General features: G+C 66.1%; 16 protein-coding genes. 11 read left to right on the top strand and 5 right to left on the bottom strand.

Annotated features, from left to right (window positions below; translation table 11 throughout):
• Positions 1-133 precede the first annotated feature (133 nt).
• Positions 134-1018, top strand: coding sequence for a TIGR02285 family protein (locus OGL93_RS08960; protein WP_263262264.1), 885 nt, complete (start codon positions 134-136; stop codon positions 1016-1018).
• Positions 1019-1115: 97 nt separating this feature from the next.
• A complete protein-coding gene (locus tag OGL93_RS08965) occupies positions 1116-2738 on the top strand; it encodes a methyl-accepting chemotaxis protein (RefSeq protein ID WP_263262265.1) in 1623 nt (540 codons plus the stop codon).
• A gap of 4 nt (positions 2739-2742) precedes the next feature.
• Here the strand turns inward: OGL93_RS08965 and OGL93_RS08970 are convergent, their stop codons facing one another.
• Both OGL93_RS08970 and OGL93_RS08975 read right to left on the bottom strand, forming a co-directional pair.
• Positions 2743-4260: an amino acid permease gene (locus tag OGL93_RS08970; protein ID WP_263262266.1), complete on the bottom strand. Its 1518-nt coding sequence runs from the start codon at positions 4258-4260 to the stop codon at positions 2743-2745.
• Positions 4261-4436: 176 nt separating this feature from the next.
• Positions 4437-5321, bottom strand: a complete 885-nt coding sequence (locus OGL93_RS08975; RefSeq protein ID WP_263262267.1) for a LysR family transcriptional regulator — start codon at positions 5319-5321, stop codon at positions 4437-4439.
• A 158-nt stretch (positions 5322-5479) separates the two neighbouring features.
• Here OGL93_RS08975 and OGL93_RS08980 point away from each other — a divergent pair, with 158 nt between their 5' ends.
• From OGL93_RS08980 to OGL93_RS08995, 4 genes are all read left to right on the top strand, one after another.
• The gene (locus tag OGL93_RS08980) at positions 5480-6820 is read left to right on the top strand and encodes an MFS transporter (RefSeq protein ID WP_263262268.1); all 1341 of its coding nucleotides are present in this window, start codon (positions 5480-5482) and stop codon (positions 6818-6820) included.
• A 37-nt stretch (positions 6821-6857) separates the two neighbouring features.
• Positions 6858-8132 carry a glucarate dehydratase family protein gene (locus OGL93_RS08985; protein WP_263262269.1) on the top strand — a complete coding sequence of 425 codons (1275 nt, stop codon included), beginning with the start codon at positions 6858-6860 and terminating at the stop codon, positions 8130-8132.
• 140 nt (positions 8133-8272) lie between these two features.
• Positions 8273-9199 carry a Gfo/Idh/MocA family oxidoreductase gene (locus OGL93_RS08990; RefSeq protein WP_263262270.1) on the top strand — a complete coding sequence of 309 codons (927 nt, stop codon included), beginning with the start codon at positions 8273-8275 and terminating at the stop codon, positions 9197-9199.
• A gap of 78 nt (positions 9200-9277) precedes the next feature.
• Positions 9278-9484, top strand: a complete 207-nt coding sequence (locus OGL93_RS08995) for a hypothetical protein (protein ID WP_263262271.1) — start codon at positions 9278-9280, stop codon at positions 9482-9484.
• Between the two features lie 7 nt (positions 9485-9491).
• On the opposite strand, the gene OGL93_RS09000 is transcribed toward OGL93_RS08995, so the two are convergent.
• Entirely contained in the window at positions 9492-10418 is a 927-nt protein-coding gene (locus tag OGL93_RS09000; RefSeq protein WP_263262272.1) for an NADP-dependent oxidoreductase, read from the bottom strand.
• A 162-nt stretch (positions 10419-10580) separates the two neighbouring features.
• Between OGL93_RS09000 and OGL93_RS09005 the strand changes: the two genes are divergently transcribed.
• On the top strand, positions 10581-10967 hold the full coding sequence (locus OGL93_RS09005; RefSeq protein WP_263262273.1) for a response regulator: 387 nt from the start codon (positions 10581-10583) through the stop codon (positions 10965-10967).
• Between the two features lie 20 nt (positions 10968-10987).
• Here OGL93_RS09005 and OGL93_RS09010 read toward each other — a convergent pair whose 3' ends face one another.
• Both OGL93_RS09010 and OGL93_RS09015 read right to left on the bottom strand, forming a co-directional pair.
• Positions 10988-11668 carry a response regulator gene (locus tag OGL93_RS09010; protein ID WP_263262274.1) on the bottom strand — a complete coding sequence of 227 codons (681 nt, stop codon included), beginning with the start codon at positions 11666-11668 and terminating at the stop codon, positions 10988-10990.
• A 3-nt stretch (positions 11669-11671) separates the two neighbouring features.
• Positions 11672-13057 (bottom strand): ATP-binding protein, encoded by a 1386-nt coding sequence (locus OGL93_RS09015; protein ID WP_263262275.1) that lies wholly within the window; start codon positions 13055-13057, stop codon positions 11672-11674.
• A gap of 143 nt (positions 13058-13200) precedes the next feature.
• Here OGL93_RS09015 and OGL93_RS09020 point away from each other — a divergent pair, with 143 nt between their 5' ends.
• From OGL93_RS09020 to OGL93_RS09035, 4 genes are read left to right on the top strand one after another with little or no spacing between them, the layout of a single operon-like run.
• Positions 13201-14439 (top strand): efflux RND transporter periplasmic adaptor subunit, encoded by a 1239-nt coding sequence (locus tag OGL93_RS09020; protein WP_263262276.1) that lies wholly within the window; start codon positions 13201-13203, stop codon positions 14437-14439.
• Positions 14436-17594: an efflux RND transporter permease subunit gene (locus tag OGL93_RS09025; RefSeq protein ID WP_263262277.1), complete on the top strand. Its 3159-nt coding sequence runs from the start codon at positions 14436-14438 to the stop codon at positions 17592-17594. The genes OGL93_RS09020 and OGL93_RS09025 overlap by 4 nt, the downstream gene beginning before the upstream one ends.
• Positions 17591-20704, top strand: coding sequence for an efflux RND transporter permease subunit (locus OGL93_RS09030; protein ID WP_263262278.1), 3114 nt, complete (start codon positions 17591-17593; stop codon positions 20702-20704). The genes OGL93_RS09025 and OGL93_RS09030 overlap by 4 nt, the downstream gene beginning before the upstream one ends.
• A complete protein-coding gene (locus tag OGL93_RS09035) occupies positions 20701-22143 on the top strand; it encodes an efflux transporter outer membrane subunit (RefSeq protein WP_263262279.1) in 1443 nt (480 codons plus the stop codon). The genes OGL93_RS09030 and OGL93_RS09035 overlap by 4 nt, the downstream gene beginning before the upstream one ends.
• The last annotated feature ends 107 nt before the right edge of the window (positions 22144-22250 follow it).

The following is a 22250-nucleotide window of genomic DNA, read 5'->3' on the forward strand; positions in this document are numbered from 1 at the left end:
CGGCGGCCTGCGAGGGTATCGGCGCTGATACAAAAAACTTTACGCTCCAGCGCGTTGGCTGGAGTTTGAAGCGAACCACGCCTAGTCTCTGTAGACCTCTAAGCACGTTTAGCAACCGCCAGGACTCACCCAAATGCGTGGTAGCCGTTGTACCCTCGCGCTGCTGTTCGCTTTGGCTACCGGCATCGCCGGCGCCGTCACTACCAGCGAGACCACGCCGACCGTGCGCTGGTTGACCCTCGATTTCCCCCCGCTGTTCATCCTGTCAGGCCCCGAGCACGGGGTGGGCGACTACGCCCAAGGCATTGCCGTGGCCAACCTCAGTGGTTACGAGCATGTGTCACAGGCGGTCCCGCCGAACTACCAGCGCATCGAACAGGAAATGAAAAGCCACGGCGACGTTTGCTTCGCCGGCTTTCTAAAAACCCCGGAGCGCGAGCGCTTCATGGTTTTTAGCGAGCCTTACCTGATGATGCTGCCGGTGCAGCTCTACGTACCGGCCGGCCGCGCCCAGCCGCCGGCGGTCTTGGACGGCCAGGTGGACCTGCAGCAGTTGCTTGCCACAGGTACCTTTCGCCTGGGCTTGCTCGGCGGGCGCCGCTATGGCGCAACGGTCGACCCGGTGGTGGAGGCCTACAAAGACAGCACTGCGGTGTACCGGCGCTTTTCCAAGGACCAGCTAGGCGGCCTGCTCACCCTTCTGGCGGCGCACGAGCATAGCCTCGACGGGGTGTTGTCGTACTCGAACGAAATCACCTACCTGGCGGCCCAGCCCGGGGCGAAGTTGATTGACTTGCGCGCCTATCCCCTCAAAGGCGCCCCGGCCTTCGTATTCGGCTACTTCGCCTGCTCCAGCAGTGAGCTGGGCCGTACGGTGATCGCCCGGATCAACCAGACCATCCCCACTATCCGCGCCCAGGTGGCGCAGATCTACGCGCGCCACCTGGCCCCTGGCGCGCGGGCGGCGTATTCCGCCCTTCTGCAACATCAGTGGGGTTTCGGCCTGAAGCCGGAATAGGTCGTGGTGCCGTCGGCACCGTTCAAGTTAACGAAGCGGCCGCCGATGCAGTGAAACCCATATCCACCGTTGCGCCTGCCTCAACCTGGACGTCGCCATGCTAAGAAGAATAAAGATTGCCCACCGCACCTTCCTGTTCTTTGCCCTGGTGGCATTGCTGCTGATCGCGGTGGGGCTGTTCAGCCTGACCCAGATGGCGGCGATACGCGCCTCGGGCGCGACCGTGGAAAGCCATTGGATGCACAGCCAGGCCATGGCCGACGACATTGCCTTGAGCTTTGCCCGGATTCGCGTTGAATCCTTGCGCCAACTCGCTTTCAAGGACCCTGACACGTTCCGCAAGAGCGACGAACTGGTCACGGGCTCGATCCAGGACATCAAGCGCGCCCTGAGTGACTACGAAGCGCTTATCGCCAGCCCTGAGGAACGGCAAGTCTTCAATGCCGCACGCGACACCTTCGGCCAGTACGCCAACACCTTGGCCGAGCGCCAGCGGGCCATTGCCGGCAGCGCAGCGGAGGCTGTCACCGGGCCGATCAACCAGGCCCTGGCCGCTCTGGGGCCGCAACTCAATGAAAAGCTGTCTGCCCTGCGGGATTTCAACCAGGCGGGCGCGACCAGGGCCGCAGCGTTTTCCGACGCCACCTATAGCAGCGCGCGCGGTGTGATTTGCGCGGTAATCCTGGTGGCACTGGCCGTCACCCTGATACTGGCGCTGACCCTAACCCGCAGCATCATTGCGCCAATCCGCCAGGCGGTAGGCTTCGCCAACGGGATTGCCCAGGGGAGCCTGAACCGCGCCATCGAGCCCGATGGCGATGACGAGGCCACGCAACTGTTCGCCGCCCTGGGCACCATGCAGGGCAACCTGCGCCAGACCATCGGCCAGATCGGCGATTCCTCGCGGCAACTTTCGGCAGCCGCCGAGCAGATGAGCGCGGTGATGGAAGAAAGCACCCGTGGCCTGCAGCGGCAGAATGCCGAGATCGAGCAGGCCGCCACCGCGGTCAACCAGATGACCGCCGCCGTTGAAGAGGTGGCTACCAATGCGGTGTCTACCTCCGAGGCTTCCCAGGCGTCCAGCCGCTCGGCCGCTGACGGCCGGGCGCAGCTCGCCGATGCGATTGCCTCGATCCAGGCGCTGAGCGACGACGTGATGAGCGCCTCGGACCGCGCCACCGCGCTGGCCGCGCAAACGCGCAACATCAGCACGGTGCTGGACGTGATTCGCGCCGTGGCTGAACAAACCAACCTGCTGGCGCTCAATGCCGCCATCGAAGCCGCCCGCGCTGGCGATGCCGGGCGCGGCTTTGCCGTGGTGGCCGACGAAGTGCGCGCGCTGGCGCATCGTACGGGTGAGTCCACCCGGGAGATCGAAAGCATGATCGGCAGCATTCAGCAGGGCACCGGCCTCACCGTCGAGGCCCTGCAGCACAGCGCCGAGCGCGCCCGCACCACCATGGGCAAGGCCAACGCCGCCGGCCAGGCCCTGGGCACCATTACCCAGGCGGTCGCCAGCATCAATGACCGCAACCTGTTGATCGCCAGCGCCTCCGAGGAACAGGCCCAGGTGGCTCGGGAAGTCGACCGCAGCCTGGTCAGCATCCGCGACCTGTCCGTGCAGACCGCCGCCGGCGCTCAGCAAACCAGCGAAGCCACCGATGAGCTGGCGCGCCTGGCCAACGACCTCAACGGGTTGGTCAAGCGCTTTACGCTGTGATCCGCTAGCGCGTAGCGGTGGGCGCGGGCGCCACCCGCGGGCCGCGCTCGCCGGCCAGGGTCCAGGCGTCGGCAAACGGCGCCGAGCCTTTGTCGTAGGGCTTGAACAGCAGCATGTAGGCCAGGCCGAGGGCGATCACGATCACTGCCGTGACGATGATCCCGTAGTTGCTATACCAAGGCGCATCCGGCGTGCGTGGCCAGGACATGTTGGCGATTGCCAACAGCCCATAGGCCAGTGCCAGCACGTTCACCGGCCAGGCCCAGGCGCCCAGCTTGAAATGCCCCGACGGCTGCCAGCCGCGAGCGCGGGCGTAGAGCGCGCCGCCGACGATCATCTGGAAGGCCAGGTAAATGCCGATGGCGGCGAAGCTGACGATGATCGCCAAGGCGTTTTCCAGCACCAGCCCGGCGGCGATGATCAGCGCCGGGATGATGCCGCACACCAGCAGTGCGGCCGTGGGCACCCGCGTATGGGGCGAGAGTTTTTTCAGCACGGTGCTGCCCATGACCATTTCGTCCCGAGCGAACGAGTACAGCAAGCGGCTGGCGGCGGCTTGCAGGCTGAGCACGCAGGAGATGAACGACACCGCGATGACGGTGGTGACTACGCGCCAGCCGGTGGCGCCGAAGGCATTGCTCATCACTGTGAACACGGGGTCGGTATCTTCTCCGGCGATCACCTTGCCGATGTCCGGCACGGCGAGGATCAGCGCCAGCGCGGCGAAAACGGCCGCGCCACCGCCGATGTAGAGGGTCATGCGCATGGCCCGAGGGATTTGCCGGCCAGGGTTGGGGGTTTCCTCGGCGACGTCGCCGCAGGCTTCGAAGCCGTAATACAGGAACATCCCGGCCAGCGACGCGGTGAGGAATGCGGGCCAATAGCTGCCGTCTATGCGGATGTCGAAGGTGTTCCAGAGCACAGCCACGGGCTGATGGCGCTCGAACAGCAATAGGTAGCCGCCGATCACCAGGGCCCCGAGCAGCTCGCAGATGAATCCGAACATGGCGACCCGCGCCAGCAGCCGCGTGCCGCTGAGGTTGAGCAGCGTTGCCAGGGCGGTCAGCGCCAACGCCACTAGGGTGTTGGTGACCACGCTCGGGGCGAAGCCGAGCATGGCGGCAATATACGGCCCGGCGCCCAACGCCACGGCGGCGATGGTCACGCACAGCGAGCAGGAATAGATCCAGCCGACCATCCACGCCCAGCGCTTGCCCACCAGGCGCCGCGCCCAAGGATAAATGCCGCCGGAAATCGGGAACTGCGACACCACTTCACAGAAGATCAGGCACACCAGGAATTGCCCGATCCCCACCAACAGGTAAGACCAGAACATCGGCGGGCCACCAGCGGCGAGGCAGATGCCGAACAGCGTATACACCCCCACCACCGGCGACAGGTAGGTGAAGCCCAGAGCGAAGTTTTCCCAGGCGCTCATCTTGCGCTCGAAGTTGGAGCTGTAACCCAAGGCTGCCAGCTGCGCGGCGTCTCCGCCCGCTGTGGAACTGTCTGTTTTATTCATAGCCACCCCCCAAAAGTAGGTCCGAGGGGCCATGCGCCGGCTACGGGCGTTGGGCCTTCGGCTGGCCGGCACTGGCCCAAGGGGAACGGTAGCTTAATAAATTTGACAGGCAGAGCCGGGAGGTCGCTTTTGGTTCAAAGCGCCGTTTTTGATGAGGTTAACAGGGCCCGTGGCCGTCATACCGCGCCGCGAATGGCCTCGAGCAACATCAGGCAGGCGGGGTTGTCGGTATCGGCCCGCCAGATCAGATGCAGCTCGCTCTGCACGCCTTCGTCCAGATCCAGTTCGCGGAACACCACGTTCCTGAACACCACGTTGGTGGCGCAGCGGGGCACCAGCGCCAGGCCCAGCCCGGCATTCACCAGGGCCAGGATGGTCAAGGATGACCCCAGCCACTGCACGTAGTCTGGGGTCACCCCCGCGGAGCGGAACATGCCGGTGAGCAGCTCGTTGAAAGGCGCGTAGGCGGCATGTGAGTACATCAGGAACGGCTCGCCGTGCAGGTCGGCCACGCTCGGTCGCGCGGCGTGGGCCAGTGGGTGAGCGGCGCCGACCGCCAGCACGAAGGGTTCGCGCACCAGCCGCTCGCTGGCAAAACCCGGCGCATGCAATGGTGCCCGGGCGATGCCCAGGTCGATGCGGCGCGCGCGCAAGGCTTCCTGCTGCTGTGCGGTGTTCATTTCGGTGAGTGCGATGTTCACGTTCGGCTGCTGCTCGCGGGCCTCGGCGATGACCCGGGGGAGGAATTCATACACCGCGCTGCCAACGAAGCCGATGGTTACCGAGCCAATGTCCCCTGCAGCGAAACGCCGCGCCGCAACGGCGGCCATCTCCGCCCGTTCCAGCAGGTTCTGCGCCTCCACGAAGAACGCCCGGCCTGCGGCGGTCAACGCCACGCTGCGGGTGCTGCGGGTGAGCAGGGCCACGCCCAACTGATGCTCAAGCAGCTGGATTTGCCGGCTCAGCGGCGGCTGGGTCATGTTCAGGCGCTCGGCCGCGCGGCGAAAGTTGAGTTCGCTGGCCACGGTGGTGAAGCAACGGAGCTGCGCGAGTTCAAACACTGATTCATTCCGGGTATCAATCGACACCCAATCTAGATTAGACCGCAACAATGCTCAGGTCCATCATCCGTGAAGTGCCCGGGTTCACCCCGAGCCTGTAGGCCTGGCAAAGCCCGCTAACCCTGTGCCCCCACAAAAACAAAACCGGGAGACACCCTGTGAACCAGCCCCATAGCCCTGTCCACGTGGACGTGCTCGCCCGGGCGGCGAGCAAGGTCAAACGCCATGTGCTGCCGCTGTTCGTAGTGATGTTCATCGTCAATTACATCGACCGGGTGAACATCGGCTTCGTCCGCGCCCACATGGAAGCCGACCTGGGCATTGGCGCCGCCGCCTACGGCCTGGGCGCCGGGTTGTTCTTCATTGGCTACGCGTTGTTCGAGGTGCCGTCGAACCTCTTATTGCAGCGCTATGGTGCGCGCGCCTGGCTGGCGCGGATCATGCTCACCTGGGGCGTGGCGGCGATGGCCATGGCCTTCGTGCGCGGCGAAATCAGCTTCTATGTGTTGCGCTTCGTGCTCGGCGCGGCCGAAGCCGGGTTCTTCCCAGGCATCATTTATTACTTCACCCAGTGGTTGCCGGCCGCCGAGCGCGGCAAGGCCATGGCGGTGTTCCTCAGCGGCTCGGCCATCGCCTCGGTGATCTCCGGCCCTGTGTCCGGGGGGGTGCTTAGCCTGAACCTGCCTGGCCTGCATGCCTGGCAGTGGATGTTCTTGATCGAAGGCCTGGCCTCGGTGGTGCTCTGCGGTTTCGTGTGGCTGCACCTGCAGTCGCACCCCGAGCAAGCCAAGTGGCTGACGGTGGAGGAGCGCCAGGCACTGATTGGCACCATCGCCACCGAGCAGGCGGCGCGTGAGGCGGAGCGAGGCGGGCGGCCGTCACTGCTAAGGCTGCTGGCGGACCGACAGATCCTGCTGTTCTGCTTCATCTACTTCTCAGTGGCCCTGACCATTTACGGCGCGACCTTCTGGCTGCCCAGCATGATCAAGCAAATGGGCAACCTGGGGGATTTCCAGGTGGGCTTGCTCAACGCCGTTCCCTGGCTGATCTCTATCGCTGCCATGTACGGCTTCGCCGCCCTGGCCGCCAAGTGGCGTCATCAGCAGGCCTGGTGCGCGCTGACCCTGCTGATCGCCGCGCTGGGGATGTTCATGTCCACCACCGGTGGGCCGGTGTTCGCCTTCGTTGCCATCTGCTTTGCCGCCATCGGCTTCAAGGCCGCCTCGGCACTGTTCTGGCCGTTGCCGCAGGGGTATCTGGATGCGCGCATCGCCGCGGCGGTGATCGCCTTGATCAACTCCATTGGCAACCTTGGCGGTTTTGTGGCGCCCACCGCGTTTGGCTTTCTGGAACAAACCACGGGTTCGATCCAGGGCGGGCTGTATGGCCTGGCGATCACTTCGGTGCTGGCGGCGGTGGTGGTGATGTTTGCCCGCGGCAAGCCCGGCGCTGGCGAACGCTTGTCGGGCGGCGGCAAGCGCGAGCCGGTGGCTGTTTGAAGCTGTTTTTCTGTTTTTTTCACCCAGGAGTTTTGACGTGAAGATCATCCGCGTGACCGTTACCCCGATTGCCTTCCGCGACCCGCCGCTGCTCAATGCCAGTGGCATCCACGAGCCCTATGCGCTGCGCTCGATCATCGAGGTGGAAAGCGACAACGGCTACATCGGCCTGGGCGAAAGCTACGGTGACGCGCCGGCGCTGGCGATCCAGCAAGCATTGCAGGCGCCCTTGATCGGCCTGGACCCCTTCAACCTCAACGGCCTGCGCCAGGTGGTGCAGGCCACGGTTGCCGCGCACAAACCCGCCAGCGTGCAAGGGGCCGAGCTAGCCCCCGGTTCCCACGCCAGCAAGGCGGTGAGCAATGCCTATTCGGCGTTCGAAGTGGCCTTCCTGGACCTGCAGGCGCGCTCGTTGAACGTGCCCCTGGTGGACCTGCTCGGCGGCGCGGTGCGCGAGCGCGTACCGTTCAGCGCCTATCTGTTCTTCAAGTATGCGCAGCACGTGGGCGCGCCTTATCCGGCGGATACCTGGGGCGAGGCCCTGAGCGAAGCGCAGATCGTCGCCCAGGCCGCGCGGATGATCGAGGCGCATGGGTTCCAGAGCATCAAGCTCAAGGCCGGTGCGCTGACGCCCGAGCACGAAGTGGCCTGTATCAAGGCGCTCAAGCGCGCCTTCCCTGAGCACCCGCTGCGCATCGATCCCAACGGCAACTGGTCGCTGGAAACCGCCTTGCGCATGGCGCAACTGCTGGGCGACGACCTTCAATACTACGAAGACCCCACCCCTGGGCTAGAGGGCATGGCCGAGCTACACCGGCACACCGGGCTGTCGCTGGCGACCAACATGGTGGTGACGGACTTCGACGAATTCCGCCGCAGCGTGGCGTTGAACAGTGTGCAGATCGTGCTGGCGGACCATCACTATTGGGGCGGCCTGCGCGATACCCAGGTGCTGGCGAAGATGTGCGACACCTTCGGCCTGGGCGTGTCCATGCACTCCAACTCGCATTTGGGCATCAGCCTGATGGCCATGGCCCACGTGGCCGCCGCCGTGCCTAACCTGGGCTACGCCTGCGACACCCATTACCCATGGCAGGAGCCGGACGAAGAGGTGATCAAGGGCGGCAAGCTGACGATCCAGGGCGGCTGCGTGGCCGTTACCCGCGCGCCCGGGTTGGGCGTTGAACTGGACTACGAGCAACTGGCCAAGCTGCACGAGCAATTCCTGCGCTGCGGCATCCGCCAGCGCGACGACGTACGCCAGATGCAGCGCTACCAGCCGGAATGGAAGGCGATAAAGCCCAGGTATTGAGCGGCACATCGGTCCCGTAGCAGCAGGCCTTGGCCGCGACCGAGCGCTGCGCCCACAACGCCGAGCGGGCAAATCTTCTACATACCCACTACCATGTGATCGCTTGACTGACCTCTATAAAAACAACGCAGGAGTGTTCGATGCAGCCGATTCGTCTTGGCCTGGTGGGGTACGGCAAGATCGCCCAGGACCAGCATGTGCCCGCGATCCAGGCCGACCCCGGGTTCGAGCTGGTCGCCGTGGCGACCCAAGGCTCGCCGTGCCCGGGCGTGGCAAACTTCAGCTCGCTGACCGACATGCTCCGCGAGCTTCCCCAGTTGCAAGCCATCGCCTTCTGCACCCCGCCCCAAGGCCGCTACGCGCTGGTGAGTGAAGCACTTGCCGCAGGCAAGCATGTGCTGGTGGAGAAGCCTCCTTGTGCCAGCCTGGGCGAAGCCATGGCGTTGGTCGACCAGGCAGCCCAGGCCGGGGTGACCGGCGTGTTTGCCTGGCACTCGCGTTTTGCCCCGGGCGTGCAGGCGGCGCGGGCCTGGCTCGCGGAAGGCGAGTTGCAGGCCGTGCGCGTGGAATGGAAAGAAAGCGTGCGCAAATGGCACCCTGGGCAAACCTGGATCTGGCAAGCCGGCGGGCTCGGGGTGTTCGACCCCGGCATCAACGCGCTGTCCATCGTTACGGCACTGCTGCCCGCGCCGCTGTTCGTCGACAAGGCGCAGCTGCAAATGCCCGCGAACTGCCAGTCCCCCATCGCCGCCACGCTCGCGCTGCGCAGCGAACAAGGCCTACCCATCAGCGCTGAGCTGGACTTCGACCACGGCCACGATGAACTCTGGCGCATCGAGCTGCAGGCCGAGCACGGCGTGCTGCGCCTGGATCACGGCGGCGCCACCCTGAGTGTCGACGGCGTTGCCCGCACCGTGCCGGAAGAGGGTGAATACCCGGCGCTGTACCGGCACTTCCGGCAGCTGATCGAGGCGGGCGCCAGTGACATGGACGTGCAACCGCTGCGGCTGGTGGCCGACAGCTTCTTCGCCGGGGAACGGGTGACCGTCGAGCCGTTTTACGAGTAATGCGGCGGTGGCCGCCGAACTCTCATGCCTCTGGCGTTTTCGAACCCTTACTGCTCGAACAACCCAGAGGAGAGCGAGATGAAACCGACACCGACCACCGATACCTGGCCGACCCGCGATTCCCAGGAAGATGCCCGAGGCTTGCCTGGCCGCCCGGACGACGCCCACAGCGGCATCACCGGCGCGGCCGGTGGCAAGCCAGGCAGCCAGCCCAGCGCCGAGAAGAAGCCGACCCGCAGCGGGGATACCCTGAGTAGCGAAGACGACAACCTCGGCGCCGACTGACCCCGGCCTAACTGGCCACCTTGAGCACGATCTTGCCTTCCACGTGCTCAGTGGCCAGGTAGTGCAATGCCTCCACGGCGTTTTCCAGCTCGAAGGTGCGGTGCACGTACGGTTTCACCTGGCGGGCGACGATCAAGGCCGCGATTTCATGCAGCTGCTTGCCGTTGGGTTTGACGGTAAAGCGCAGCCCTCGCTTGCCCTGGGCCTGGGGCAGGCTGGTGTCCGGCGCTTGCAGCGTAGACACCAGGCGCCCGCCGTCAACCAGCACGTCCCAGGAGCGCTTTTGCGTCTCGCCGCCAATCAGGTCGATCACCAGGTCCACCTCAGGGCATTCGTCCTCGAAGCGGCCGGCCTTGTAGTCGATCACGTGGTGCGCGCCAAGCTCCTTCATGAAGTTCAGGCTGGCCTTGGAGCCGGTGGCGAACACTTCTGCGCCGCACACTCGGGCGAACTGAATAGCGAAATGCCCAACCCCACCGGAGCCGCCATGGATCAGCACGCGCTCGTTCGGCTGCAACTGGCCCTGGTCATACAGCGCCTGCCATGCCGTGAGCGCGGCCAGTGGAATCGCCGCCGCGGTCACCGCGTCCATGGTGGAGGGAATGCGGTCGACGTTGCTCGCCTTCACGCGGGCGTACTCGGCGTAGCCGCCGTCGGCGCCGATCATCGCGAACACTTTGTCGCCCGGCTTGTAGGCGCTCACCTGGCTGCCCACCTCGACCACGGTGCCGGCGATTTCGCGACCCAGGGTCAGCGGCAGGGCATCGGCTTTCACCGCCGGGTACTGGCCCTCGCGGATCTTGTAGTCCACCGGGTTCACCCCGGCGGCGGCAACCTTGACTAACAACTCGTCTGCCTTGGGCGTGGGCCTGGGCACGTCTTCAAGGTGCATGGTGTCTTCATGTCCAAAATGGTCGATGCGGATCGCTTTCACGGGGACTTCCTCACGATGGGCCGGCCATTGGTTGAGGGGCAGGCGGGCGAGTTGGTTCGCCGCAGCGACTGCTCGCTCGACAAATGGCGTCGGCCCCCGTAGCGTTGACCTCGCCAGCTTCGTTGGCGTGACCTGGATCAGCCGCTGCAGAGTTCCTTTTTTATGAAAACATCGGGCGCCCCCTGGGCTGACCGTATTCGCGACCTTCGGGTGCTGGTGGTCGAGGATGACACCTTGGTTGGCCTGTTTCTCGAGGCCTTGTTCGAATCCATCGGGGTGGGGCAAACCATCGAGGTCGCCCATTCCCTGGACTCCGCCCGTTGGCTGGCACAAAGCGGCACCTTCGACGTCGCGCTGCTGGACGTTAACCTAGGCGGCGTGCCCAGTTTTCCCGTTGCCGAGGTGTTGCAGCAACGCGGCATACCCTTCGCCTTCGCCTCAGGCTTTGCCGGCGATGAAGTGCAGGCGCGTTTCCCTGGCGTGCCGGTGCTGGCCAAGCCATTTCAGGCGGCTGAACTGGCGGCGGTGCTCGGCGGCTTGTTGGGCTAGGCTGCCCGCCACCGCTTCGCCTACGGCAGCTGCCATTTATACCCCACCCCATACAGCGACTGGATCGGGTCTTGCGTGGCGTTGGCCAAGGCAAGCTTGCGGCGCAGGTTGCGCACGTGGCTGTCGACCGTGCGGTCGGTGACCACGCGCCGGTCCGGGTAAAGCCGGTCAAGCAGTTGGTCCCGAGAAAACACGCGGCCCGGCGCTCCTGCCAGGGTGTCGAGCAGGCGCAGCTCCACGCGGGTCAGGTCCAGGGCGATGCCGTCGAAGCTTGCAGTGTAAGTGTCATGGTCGATCATCAGCCGTGGCGCCGCTTCGCTGGCGGCCGCGTCGGGCTGCGGCGCCCGGCGTAACACGGCCTTGACCCGCGCGACCACTTCGCGCGGGCTGAACGGTTTGCAGATGTAGTCATCGGCGCCCAGGTCCAGGCCTTGCAGGCGGTCGCTTTCCTCTACCCGGGCGGTGAGCATGATGATCGGCACTGGGCTGAAGGCCCGCACTTCGCGGCACACTTCCAGGCCGTCGCGGCCGGGCAGCATCAGGTCGAGCAGCAACAGCCGCGGCTGATGCGCGCGAACGGCAGGCGCGACGTCCAGGCCATTGTTCAGGCACAGCGTGGGGTAGCCCGCCGCGTGCAGGTAGTCGCGCAGCAAGGCCGCAAGCTTCGGTTCGTCTTCCACGATCAGGATCGGCGGTTCCATGCCTTATGCCTCCCGCGGCAGGCGCAGGGTCAGCCATAACCCGCCCAAGGGCGAAAGCGCGGCGCCCAGGCTACCGCCATGAGCCTGGGCGATGCTGCTGCAGATCGCCAGGCCCAGGCCCGCGCCGCCACCGGCGCGGCTGCGCGAGCCCTCGGCCCGATAGAAGCGTTCGAACAACCGGTCCAGCTGGGCCGGCTCAACGCCTGGGGCGGAGTCGAGAAAGTCCAGCCGTACCCAGCCGTTGTCCGCCCGGGCGCTGATGCGCAGTTCACCGCCGGGGTCGGTATAGCGCAGGGTGTTTTCCAGCAGGTTGGTGAACAGCTGCTGCAAACGCCGGGCATCGGCGTGGACCACCAGCCCGCCAGCGGGCAGGGCCAGGTCCAGGCGCAGCCCGCGCTCGGTATAACGGTCGTTGAAGGTCGCCACGCAGTCGGCCAGCAGTTCGCTCGGGTCGCAGGGCAACTTGCGGTAGGCGAGGGCGCCGACGTCCGCCAGCGACAGCTCGTAAAGGTCGTCCACCAGCTTGCTGAGCATTCTGACCTCGCCCTGTAGCGACTTCACCGAGCCTTGGTCCAGGGTGCGCACGCCATCCTCGATGGCCTCCAGTTCCCCACGCAGGATAGACAGGGGCGTGCGCAGCTCGTGGGACACATCGGCCATGAACTCGCGGCGTACTTGCTCGTTGCGCTCCAGGGTGTGCGCCAGGTGGTTGAAGTCCGTGGCCAGCTGGCCCACTTCGTCCTGGGCCGTGACCGCTACCCGGCTGCGGTAATCGCCTGCCGCCAGCCGATGGGTCGCCGCGGCTACCCGCTTGACCGGGTCGAGCAGGGTACGGGAGATCCATAGCGCGATCAGCATCGCCAGCAGCAGCGACACGGCGCCCATGGCCAGGCTGGTGCGCAGCTGGTACTGCTGGAAACGTTCGCCGCCCGCTTCGCTCACGCTCTGGAACGGGCTCACAGCGATCCAGCCGACGGTGTGCCCGCCCACGTCGATGGGCCGCAGCAGGGCATCGGCGCCGATGGCCGGGTAGCCCGCGATACGGTGGTGTTGTTCGTCCAGCAGCGCGGTGCGAAACACCGTGCCGGTGAGGTCCGAAGCCGGCGGCACGCGCAGGTCGTGCTCCTCCAGTGTCAGGGGTGGGTCCGGCCGCAGCAGGTCGAACCAGCGTTGCGGGTGGTTGCGGATGAACTCCCAGCCGCCGTCGCGCTGGTAGGCCTCGGCCATGCGCGGCACCAGCGCGCTGACGCGTTGCAGCGCCAGCTCGTTCAGATACCCCAGAAACCCGCGGCCGAAGCTCCAGTTGCTGGCCGCGCCCATGCTGATGATCACCAGCAGCACGCTGGCGAGCACGGCGAGGAACAGCTTGCTGGAAATACTGAGCTTCATCGGGAATACACCGGGTGGAGGGCCTGGCTATTTAGGCCGTAGCCGGGCGGCGATTCAAGCGCTGGGGGCAAACTCCATTTTCCCTGCACATTTGCACGCGAACATGCAGCTCGTTTCCTGCGCACCGGCGCAGGCTTGAACCGATGAGCAGTGATCAGCAGATGGCACACGATTCCAGGCGCACCCTTCGCATCCTCTTCGCCGTGGCAGCCCTCATGGTGGTGATCGCCGCCGCCGCCGGCGTATGGCATTCCCTCAAGCGTAGCCCCACCGGCGCCGGCGGGCCGGGGCGCCCTGGCGAGGTTGGCGGGGCTGGCCCGGGACAGCCCGAGGGTGGCGGCAACAGCGTCACCGTGGCGGTGGGCCAGGCGAGCCGGCAGGATGTGCCGGTGTACCAGCAGGCGCTGGGCACGGTGGTAGCCAACGCTTCGGTCACCGTCACCAGCCGGGTGGATGGCCAGTTGCAGGCGGTGTATTTCACCGAAGGCCAGCACGTGAAGAAAGGCCAGTTGCTTGCGCAGATCGACCCGCGCGGCTACCAGGCCACCCTGGATCAATACCAAGGCGAACTCGCCCAGAACACCGCCTTGCTCAAAAGCGCCGAGCTTACGCTGGCCCGCTACCAGCGGTTGTTCGAGAAGGATTCGCTCGCCCGCCAGGATCTGGACACCCAAGTCGCCACGGTGGGCCAGTACAAGGGCGCCGTGCAGGCGGACCAGGCGCAGATCGCCGCTGCCCGGCTGAGCCTGGACTACGCCCGCATCGTTTCGCCCATCGACGGTTACGTGGGCTTGCGCCTGGTGGATGCAGGCAACATGGTGCATGCCAGCGACACCACCGGCATCGTCACGGTGACCCAGACTGACCCGATAGCAGTCACGTTCAGCCTTCCCCAGGGCCAATTGGCCGGCCTGCTGCCAAAGATCCGCCAAGGCCAGGCCCTGCCGGTGCAGGCGCTGGATGCGCAGCAAAACACCGAGCTGGCCAGCGGCGAGCTCAAATTCATCAGCAACGAAATCGACACCACCACCGGCAGCATCAAGCTCAAGGCACAGTTCGCCAACCCGGCGGAGCGGCTGTACCCCAACCAGTTCGTCAACGTGAAGGTGCAAACCAGCCTGCTGGCCCAGGCGGTGACAGTGCCGTCGGCGGCGGTGCAGCTCGGCGCCAGCGGCAACTTTGTGTATGTGATCAAGGCCGATGCCAGCGTTGAGCGGCGCGCCGTCACCAGCGGCCCGGTGCTGGGCGAGCGCACCGCGATCCTCAGTGGGGTGAGCGCGGATGAACGCGTGGTCACCCGTGGCATCGACCACCTGCGTGACGGCATCAAGGTCAGTGTGGAGAAGGGCACCGAGGTCGCCAGCGGCGGGGCAGCGCAATGAACCCGTCGCGGCTGTTCATCCAGCGGCCGGTGGCCACCGTGCTGTTGATGCTGGCGGTGCTGTTCGCCGGTGCCTTCGCCTACCGGCTGCTGTCGACCTCGGCGCTGCCGGAAGTCGAGTACCCCACCATCGAAGTCACCGCCTTGTACCCCGGCGCCAGCGCGACCGTGCTGGCGACCTCGGTGACCGCGCCGCTGGAGCGCCAGCTGGGCCAGATGGCCGGCTTGTCGCAGATGTACTCCACCAGCTCGGCGGGCGCCTCGGTGATTACCCTCACGTTCGCCCTGAGCCTTTCGCTGGATGAAGCCGAGCAGGAGGTGCAGGCCGCGATCAACGCCGCCGACAGCCTGCTGCCCAGCGACCTGCCCAACCCGCCGACCTACAAGAAGGTCAACCCGGCGGACACGGCGGTGATCAGCCTGGCGGCCACCTCGAGCAGCCTGCCGCTGACCCAGGTGCAGGACCTGCTCAACACCCGGGTGGCGCTCAAACTGTCGCAGATCAACGGCGTGGGGCTGGTGAGCCTGGCCGGTGGCAACCAGCCGGCGGTGCGCATCAATGCCGACCCGGCGGCGCTGGCCGCCCACGGCCTGACCCTCGAAGACGTTTACGACACCATCAACAGCGCCAACGTCAATGGTTCCAAGGGCGGCTTCGACGGCCCGGATCATTCGATCACCATTGACGCCAACGACCAACTGCGCGATGCCGAGCAATACGGCGCCCTGGTGCTCAAGTACGAGAACGGCGCGGCGCTGTACCTGCGGGACGTGGCCGCCACCGAGGACGGCAGCGAGAACGCCTACCTGGCGGCCACCGCCAACGGCAAGCCGGCCATCGTGATCAACGTGCAGCGCCAGCCCGGGGCGAACGTGATCCAGGTGGTGGATGCCATCCAGGCCCAGCTGCCGGCATTGCAACAGGCATTGCCTGACAGCGTGCGGTTGGAGGTGCTGGCCGACCGCACCCAGACCATCCGTGCCTCGATCAGCGACGTGCAGTTCGAGCTGGTGCTGTCCATCGCCCTGGTGGTGATGGTGACCTTCGTATTCCTCGGCAACCTCACCGCTACGTTGATTCCCAGCGCGGCTGTGCCGCTGTCGTTGGTCGGCACCTTTGGCGTGATGTACCTGGCAGGCTTCAGCCTCAACAACCTGAGCCTGATGGCGCTGACCATCGCCACCGGCTTTGTGGTCGACGACGCGATCGTGGTGGTGGAAAACATTTCCCGGCACCTGGAGGAGGGCGACAGCCCGATGCAGGCGGCGCTCAAGGGGGCGGGCGAAATTGGCTTCACCATCATTTCGTTGACCTTCTCGTTGGTGGCGGTGCTGATCCCGCTGCTGTTCATGGGCGACCTGGTAGGCCGGCTGTTCCGCGAGTTCGCCATCACCCTGGCGGTGGCCATTGTGGTGTCCATGGTGGTTTCACTCACCCTCACACCCATGCTCTGCGCCTACTTGCTCAAACACCTGGAGCCGCAGCAGCAGGGGCGTTTTGCCCGCTGGAGCGAGCGGCAATTCGAACGGCTGACCGTGGCTTACGAACGGGGGCTGAACTGGGTGCTGGAGCACCAGCGGCTGACCCTGCTGCTGGCGCTGGCCACCTTCGTGTTGACCGCATTGCTTTACCTGGCGGTGCCCAAGGGCTTCTTCCCCGCCCAGGACACCGGCTTGATCCAGGGCTTCACTCGCGCCTCGCAGGACGTGTCGTTCAACGAAATGGCGCGGCGTCAGGCGGCGCTGGTGCAGGTAGTGCTGCAAGACCCGGCGGTGGCGTCGGTGGCCTCCACCTTGGGCGTGGATGGCAGCAACGCCACGCTGAACAATGGCCGCTTGCAGATCCAGCTCAAGCCGTTCGATGAGCGCAGCGATCGCGCCAGCGCGGTGATCCAACGGCTGAGTGCCGCCAGCCAGGCGGCCGCCGGGATCACCTTGAACATGGTCGCCGCCCAGGACCTGACCGTGGACGATCAACTGACCCCCAGCCAGTACCAGTTCACCCTGGACGACGCCGACAGCAGCCGGCTCGCCGCGCTGCTGCCCACGCTCATGGCCCGGCTGCAGCACCGTGCCGAACTGCGCAACGTGATCGACAACCTGCAGGACCAGGGCCTGATCGCCTACGTGGAGCTGGATCGCCAGGCGGCCGCGCGCTATGGCATCACCGCCGCGGACGTGGACACGGCCCTGTACAACGCCTTCGGCCAGCGGCTGGTTTCGACCATCTTCACCCAGGCCAACCAGTACCGCGTGGTGTTGCAGGTGCCGGGCAAGTTCCAGCAGTCCATGGCGGCGTTCGAGCAGATCTACCTGGCGCCGGCGAGCACCAGCACCAGCACCAGCACCACAGCCAGCTCAAGCAGTACCGCCACGAGCACCGCCAGCACCAGCACGAGCGGCCTGGTGCGCCTGAGCACTATCGCCAGGATCAGCCAGCGCACCGGTGCGCTGTCGTTGAACCGGCTGGGGCAGTTCCCGGCGGTGACGGTATCGTTCAACGTCGCCGAGGGTTATGCCCTGGAAGATGCCCAGCGCGCCATCGGCGAGGTTATGCAGCAGGTGCAGGCGCCCAGCTCGGTGACCCTGCGGTACCAGGGCGCGGCGGCCAGCTTCCAGCAGGCGTCGGGCAATACGCTGTGGTTGATCCTGGCCGCGCTGTTGACCATGTACATCGTGCTGGGCGTGCTCTACGAGAGCTACATTCACCCCCTGACCATCCTCTCCACGCTGCCATCGGCGGCCATTGGCGCCTTGCTGGCATTGTTGCTGACCGGCAACGACTTCTCGTTGATCGCGCTGATCGGGGTCATCCTGCTGATCGGTATCGTCAAAAAGAACGCCATCATGATGGTGGACTTCGCCTTGCAGGGCAGGGCCGAGGGCCGGCCCGCGCGGGAGGCGATCCACCGCGCCTGCCTGCTGCGCTTGCGGCCCATCCTGATGACCACCATGGCCGCGCTGCTGGGGGCCGTGCCGCTGATGCTGGCCACCGGTGCCGGGGCCGAATTGCGCCGGCCGCTGGGGCTGGTGATCGTGGGTGGCTTGCTGTTGAGCCAGCTGCTCACGCTGTTCACCACGCCGGTGATCTACCTGGCCTTCGATGGCCTGGCCGAGCGCCTGCGCCGGCGGCTTGCTCGCAGGGGCCTGGCATGAACCTGAGCCGCGTGTTCATCGCACGGCCGGTGGCCACGGTGCTGCTCACCCTGGCCATGCTGCTGCTTGGCGCGCTCGGCTACAGCTTGCTGCCGGTGGCGCCGTTGCCCCAGGTGGACTTCCCTACGGTGATGGTCGAGGCCAGCCTCTCAGGCGCCAGCCCGGAAACCATGGCGGCCACGGTGGCCACGCCGCTGGAGCGAACCCTGGGGCAGATCGCCGGGGTCACCGAGATGACCTCCACCAGCAGCCAGGGCTCGACCAACATCGTTTTGCAGTTCGACCTGGACCGCGACATCAACGGTGCCGCCCGCGATGTGCAGGCGGCGATCAACGCCGCGCGCAGCCTGCTGCCCAGCGCGATGAAGTCTTTGCCTACCTATCGCAAGGCCAACCCCGCCGACGGCCCGGTGGTGATGCTGGCGCTGACTTCGGCCAGCCGCGACCCCGGGCAGTTGTATGACCTGGCCTCCAGCCTGCTGCAGCAGAAGATCGCGCAGGTGCAGGGGGTAGGGCAGGTGTCGGTGCGCGGTGGCTCGCTGCCAGCGGTGCGGGTCGACGTACAGCCGCAGCAGCTCAGCCATGCCGGCATCGGCCTGGACAGCGTGCGCGACAGCATCGACAACGCCACCCGTAACAAACCCCTCGGGGCCTTGCAGATGACTGGGCAAAGCTGGGCCATCGAGAGCAACCAGCAGTTGGAGACGGCCGCCGACTACCGCGACCTGGTGGTGGGTTACCACGACGGCGCGGCGGTGGCCCTCAAGGACGTAGCCAGCGTGTACGACGCGGTCGAAGACGTGTACGTCAGCGGCTACTACAACGGCCAGCCTTCGGTGACGCTGGGCGTGACCCGCTCGGCCGGGGCCAACATGCTCGAAACCATCGACGCGGTGACAGCGCTGATGCCGCAGCTGCAAGCCATGCTCCCTGGCGACGTGCAGCTGGTGAAGGTGATCGACCGTTCGCCGACCATTCGCGCTTCATTGCGCGATACCGAGAAAACCCTGCTGCTGGCGGTGCTGCTGGTGGTCGCGGTGGTGTTCGTGTTCCTGCGCAACCTGCGCGCCACCTTGATTCCCGCCGTGGCTTTGCCGGTGTCCTTGGTGGGCACCTGCGCCGCCATGTACCTGCTGGGCTACAGCCTCGATAACCTGTCGCTGATGGCCCTGATCATCGCCACCGGCTTCGTGGTGGACGACGCCATCGTGGTGCTGGAAAACATCGCCACTTACCAGGAACGCGGCATGCGGCCGTTGCGCGCGGCACTGTACGGCACCCGCGAAGTGGGCTTTACCGTGCTGTCCATGACCATATCGCTGGTGGCGGTGTTCATCCCGTTGCTGTTGATGGGCGGCATCGTTGGCCGGCTGTTCCGTGAGTTCGCCGTCACCCTGAGCATCGCCCTGGGCATTTCCATGCTGGTGTCGTTGAGCATCACACCGGTGTTGTGCGTCGCGCTGTTGCGCCCCGCCGACCCCGCGCGGCCGGTGCCATGGGTATATCGGATGATCGAGCGGCTGTTGGACGACCTGCAGGCGCTCTACCTCGATGCCTTGGCCTGGGTGATGCGCCACCGCCTGTTGACCGTGTTCAGCCTGCTGCTCACCGTGGCGCTGAACCTGTACCTGTACACCGTGGTGCCCAAGGGGTTTTTCCCCGCCCAGGACACCGGGGTGTTGATGGGCGCGATCCGCGCAGACCAAAACACCTCGTACCAGGCGCTCAAGCCATACATCCTGGAAGTGTCCCAGGCCATGGCCAAGGACCCGGACGTCGCCGCGGTCATGGCCTCCACCGGCGGGGGCGGCTTCGGTTCGCGCAATACCGCGCAGTTGTTCATCCGCCTCAAAAGCACCAGCGAGCGCACCGCCACCGCGCAGCAGATCGCCAATCGCCTGGGCAAGACCTACAGCCAGCACGCCGGTATCCAGCTGTTCGCCATGCCGGCCGAAGACCTGCACATTGGCGGGCGCAGCGCCAACGCCACTTACCAGTTCAGCCTGCAAGCCGACGACCTGGCCGTGCTGCGCACCTGGACCCCCAAGGTCGAGCAGGCCCTACGGCAACTGCCGCAGCTGACCTCGGTGGACTCGGACGCGCAGACCGGCGGCCAGGAGGTGATGCTGCAAATCGACCGCGCCGCCGCCACCCGGGTGGGCCTGTCCGTGGATGACCTCGATACCTTTCTGGGCAACGCCTTCAGCCAGGCCAACGTCGCCACCCTGTACCGGACGTTGAACCAGTACTACGTGATCATGGACGTGGACGCCCGTTACGCCCAGGACCCGGCCGTGCTGAACCAGTTGTACGTGCTCAACGCCGAGGGCGAACCGGTGCCGCTGTCGGCCATCGCCCGCTTCAGCAGCGCCGAAGCGCCGCTGTCCGTGGCCCATGAGGGCCAGGCAGCGACCACCACCGTGGCCTTCAACCTGGCCGACGGGGTGACGCTTGAACAGGGGCAGAATGCGGTCAAGGCCGCGCTCAAGGCGATCAACCTGCCCAGCACGGTCCACGGCAGTTACTCCGGGACCGCCGCGGCCAGCGCATCGCTGGCCAGCAGCATGCCCTGGCTGATCCTTGCGGCGTTTGTGGCGGTGTACATCGTGCTGGGCGTGCTGTACGAAAGCTACATCCACCCGCTGACCATCCTGACCACGCTACCGTCCGCCGGCCTGGGGGCCCTGTTGCTGTTGCAGATCACCGGCACCCAGCTGACCGTGATCGCGCTGATCGGCATCCTGTTGCTGATCGGCATCGTCAAGAAGAACGCCATCATGCTCATCGACTTCGCGCTGATCGCCGAGCGCCAGCGGCACATGGCCCCGGAGCAAGCGATCCTCGAAGCCTGCCGCCAGCGCCTGCGGCCGATCCTGATGACCTCGTTGGCGGCTTTTTTCGGCGCACTGCCCATGGCCCTGGCCAGCGGCGGCGACGCCGACCTGCGCCGCCCGCTGGGGCTGGCGATCTGCGGCGGCCTGGCGCTGAGCCAACTGCTCACACTGTTCACCACCCCGGTGCTGTACCTCTATTTCGACCGCGCAAGCCACGCTACCCGCCGCCTGTGGAATCTGCGTGTGCGCCGCCTGGCCCCTGAGAGTTCACCATGACGTTGCCTGCCCCGTGCCGTTTCGCCCCCTCGTTGCTGTTGCTGGCGTTGCTCGCCGGTTGCACGGTGGGCCCTGATTACCAGCGCCCGGCGACTGCCGCCCCGGTCGCCTTCAAGGAAGCGGCCGGCTGGACCGCCGCCGCGCCCAAGGATGCCCAGGCCAAGGGGCGTTGGTGGGCAGCCTATGCCGACCCGCACCTCGATACGCTGATGGACCAAGTGGCGCTGACCAACCAGACTGTCGCCCAATACCAAGCCCAGTACCGCCAGGCACTGGCGCTCGCCCGCGCCTCTCGGGCGGACCTGTATCCCACCGTAAGCGCAAGCCTTGAGAGCACTCGCAGCCAGACCGCTAGCAGCTCGACCGGCAGCTATGCCGGCACGGCGGTCAGCGGCCAGGGCGGTGCCAGCAATACCCACGTGGCGACCCTCAGCGCCAGCTGGGAACTGGACCTATGGGGCAAGCTGCGCCGCACCCTTGAAGAGAACCGTGCCAGCGCCCAGGCCAGCGCCGCGGACCTGGCCGCGGCCACCTTGAGCGCGCAATCGGAGCTCGCCCAGGATTACTTCAAGCTGCGCCTGCTCGACCAGCAATTGGCGCTGTACCGCGACACGGTGGGTGCATACCAACGCTACCTGACGGTGATCGAGAACAAGTACGCCGAACAGGTGGCCTCCCGCGCCGACCTCGCCCAGGCGCAAACCCAACTGGAAAGCGCCAAGGCCACGCTGCTCGACGATCAATGGCAGCGCGCCCAGTACGAACACGCCATCGCCCTGCTCATCGGCAAAGCCCCGGTGGACTTCAACCTGCCCGCGCTACCTGCCAGCGGCCCGGACGCCTGGGCCTGGAAAATCCCCGCCATCCCCGTGGGCGTGCCGAGCCAACTGCTCGAACGCCGTCCAGACATCGCCGCCGCCGAGCGCCAGGTCGCCGCCGCCAACGCCGCCATCGGCGTTGCCACCGCTGCCTATTACCCCGACATCACCCTCAGCGCCAGCGGCGGTTACCAGGCCTCAAGCCTGGCCAGCCTGCTCAACGCCCCCACGCGCTTCTGGTCCATCGGCCCGTCGCTGAGCAGCACCCTGCTGGACTTCGGCGCTACCCGCGCCAGCGTCGACCAGGCCAGTGCCAGCTACGACGCCCAGGTGGCCAACTACCGCCAGACCGTGCTTACCGGCATCGGCGAGGTAGAAGACTACCTCGTGCAATTGCGCACCCAGGCCCCTGAACTCACCGCCCGCGGCAACGCCGCCGCCGCCGCGGCTGAATCGGCCCGAGTCACGGCTGACCAGTACGAAGCGGGCAAGATCGACTACCTGGACGTAGCCACCACACAGGCCACATTGCTCAGCGAGCAGCAGAGCTTGCTGAGCCTGGTGAGCGCTCAGTTGGTGGCGAGCGTGGAGTTGATGGTGGCGTTGGGGGGGAGTTGGTAGTCGGGTTTGCCGGGGCCTTGAGGTCAATGGCAAGCGGCTTGGTCAGCCTCGGTGGCGAGGCGGTAAGGCGGGCCCGGCGCTTGTCGTGCAACCCTCGCGTGGCCTGA

Source organism: Pseudomonas sp. RIT-PI-S (genome assembly GCF_025642975.1).
GTDB lineage: Bacteria > Pseudomonadota > Gammaproteobacteria > Pseudomonadales > Pseudomonadaceae > Aquipseudomonas.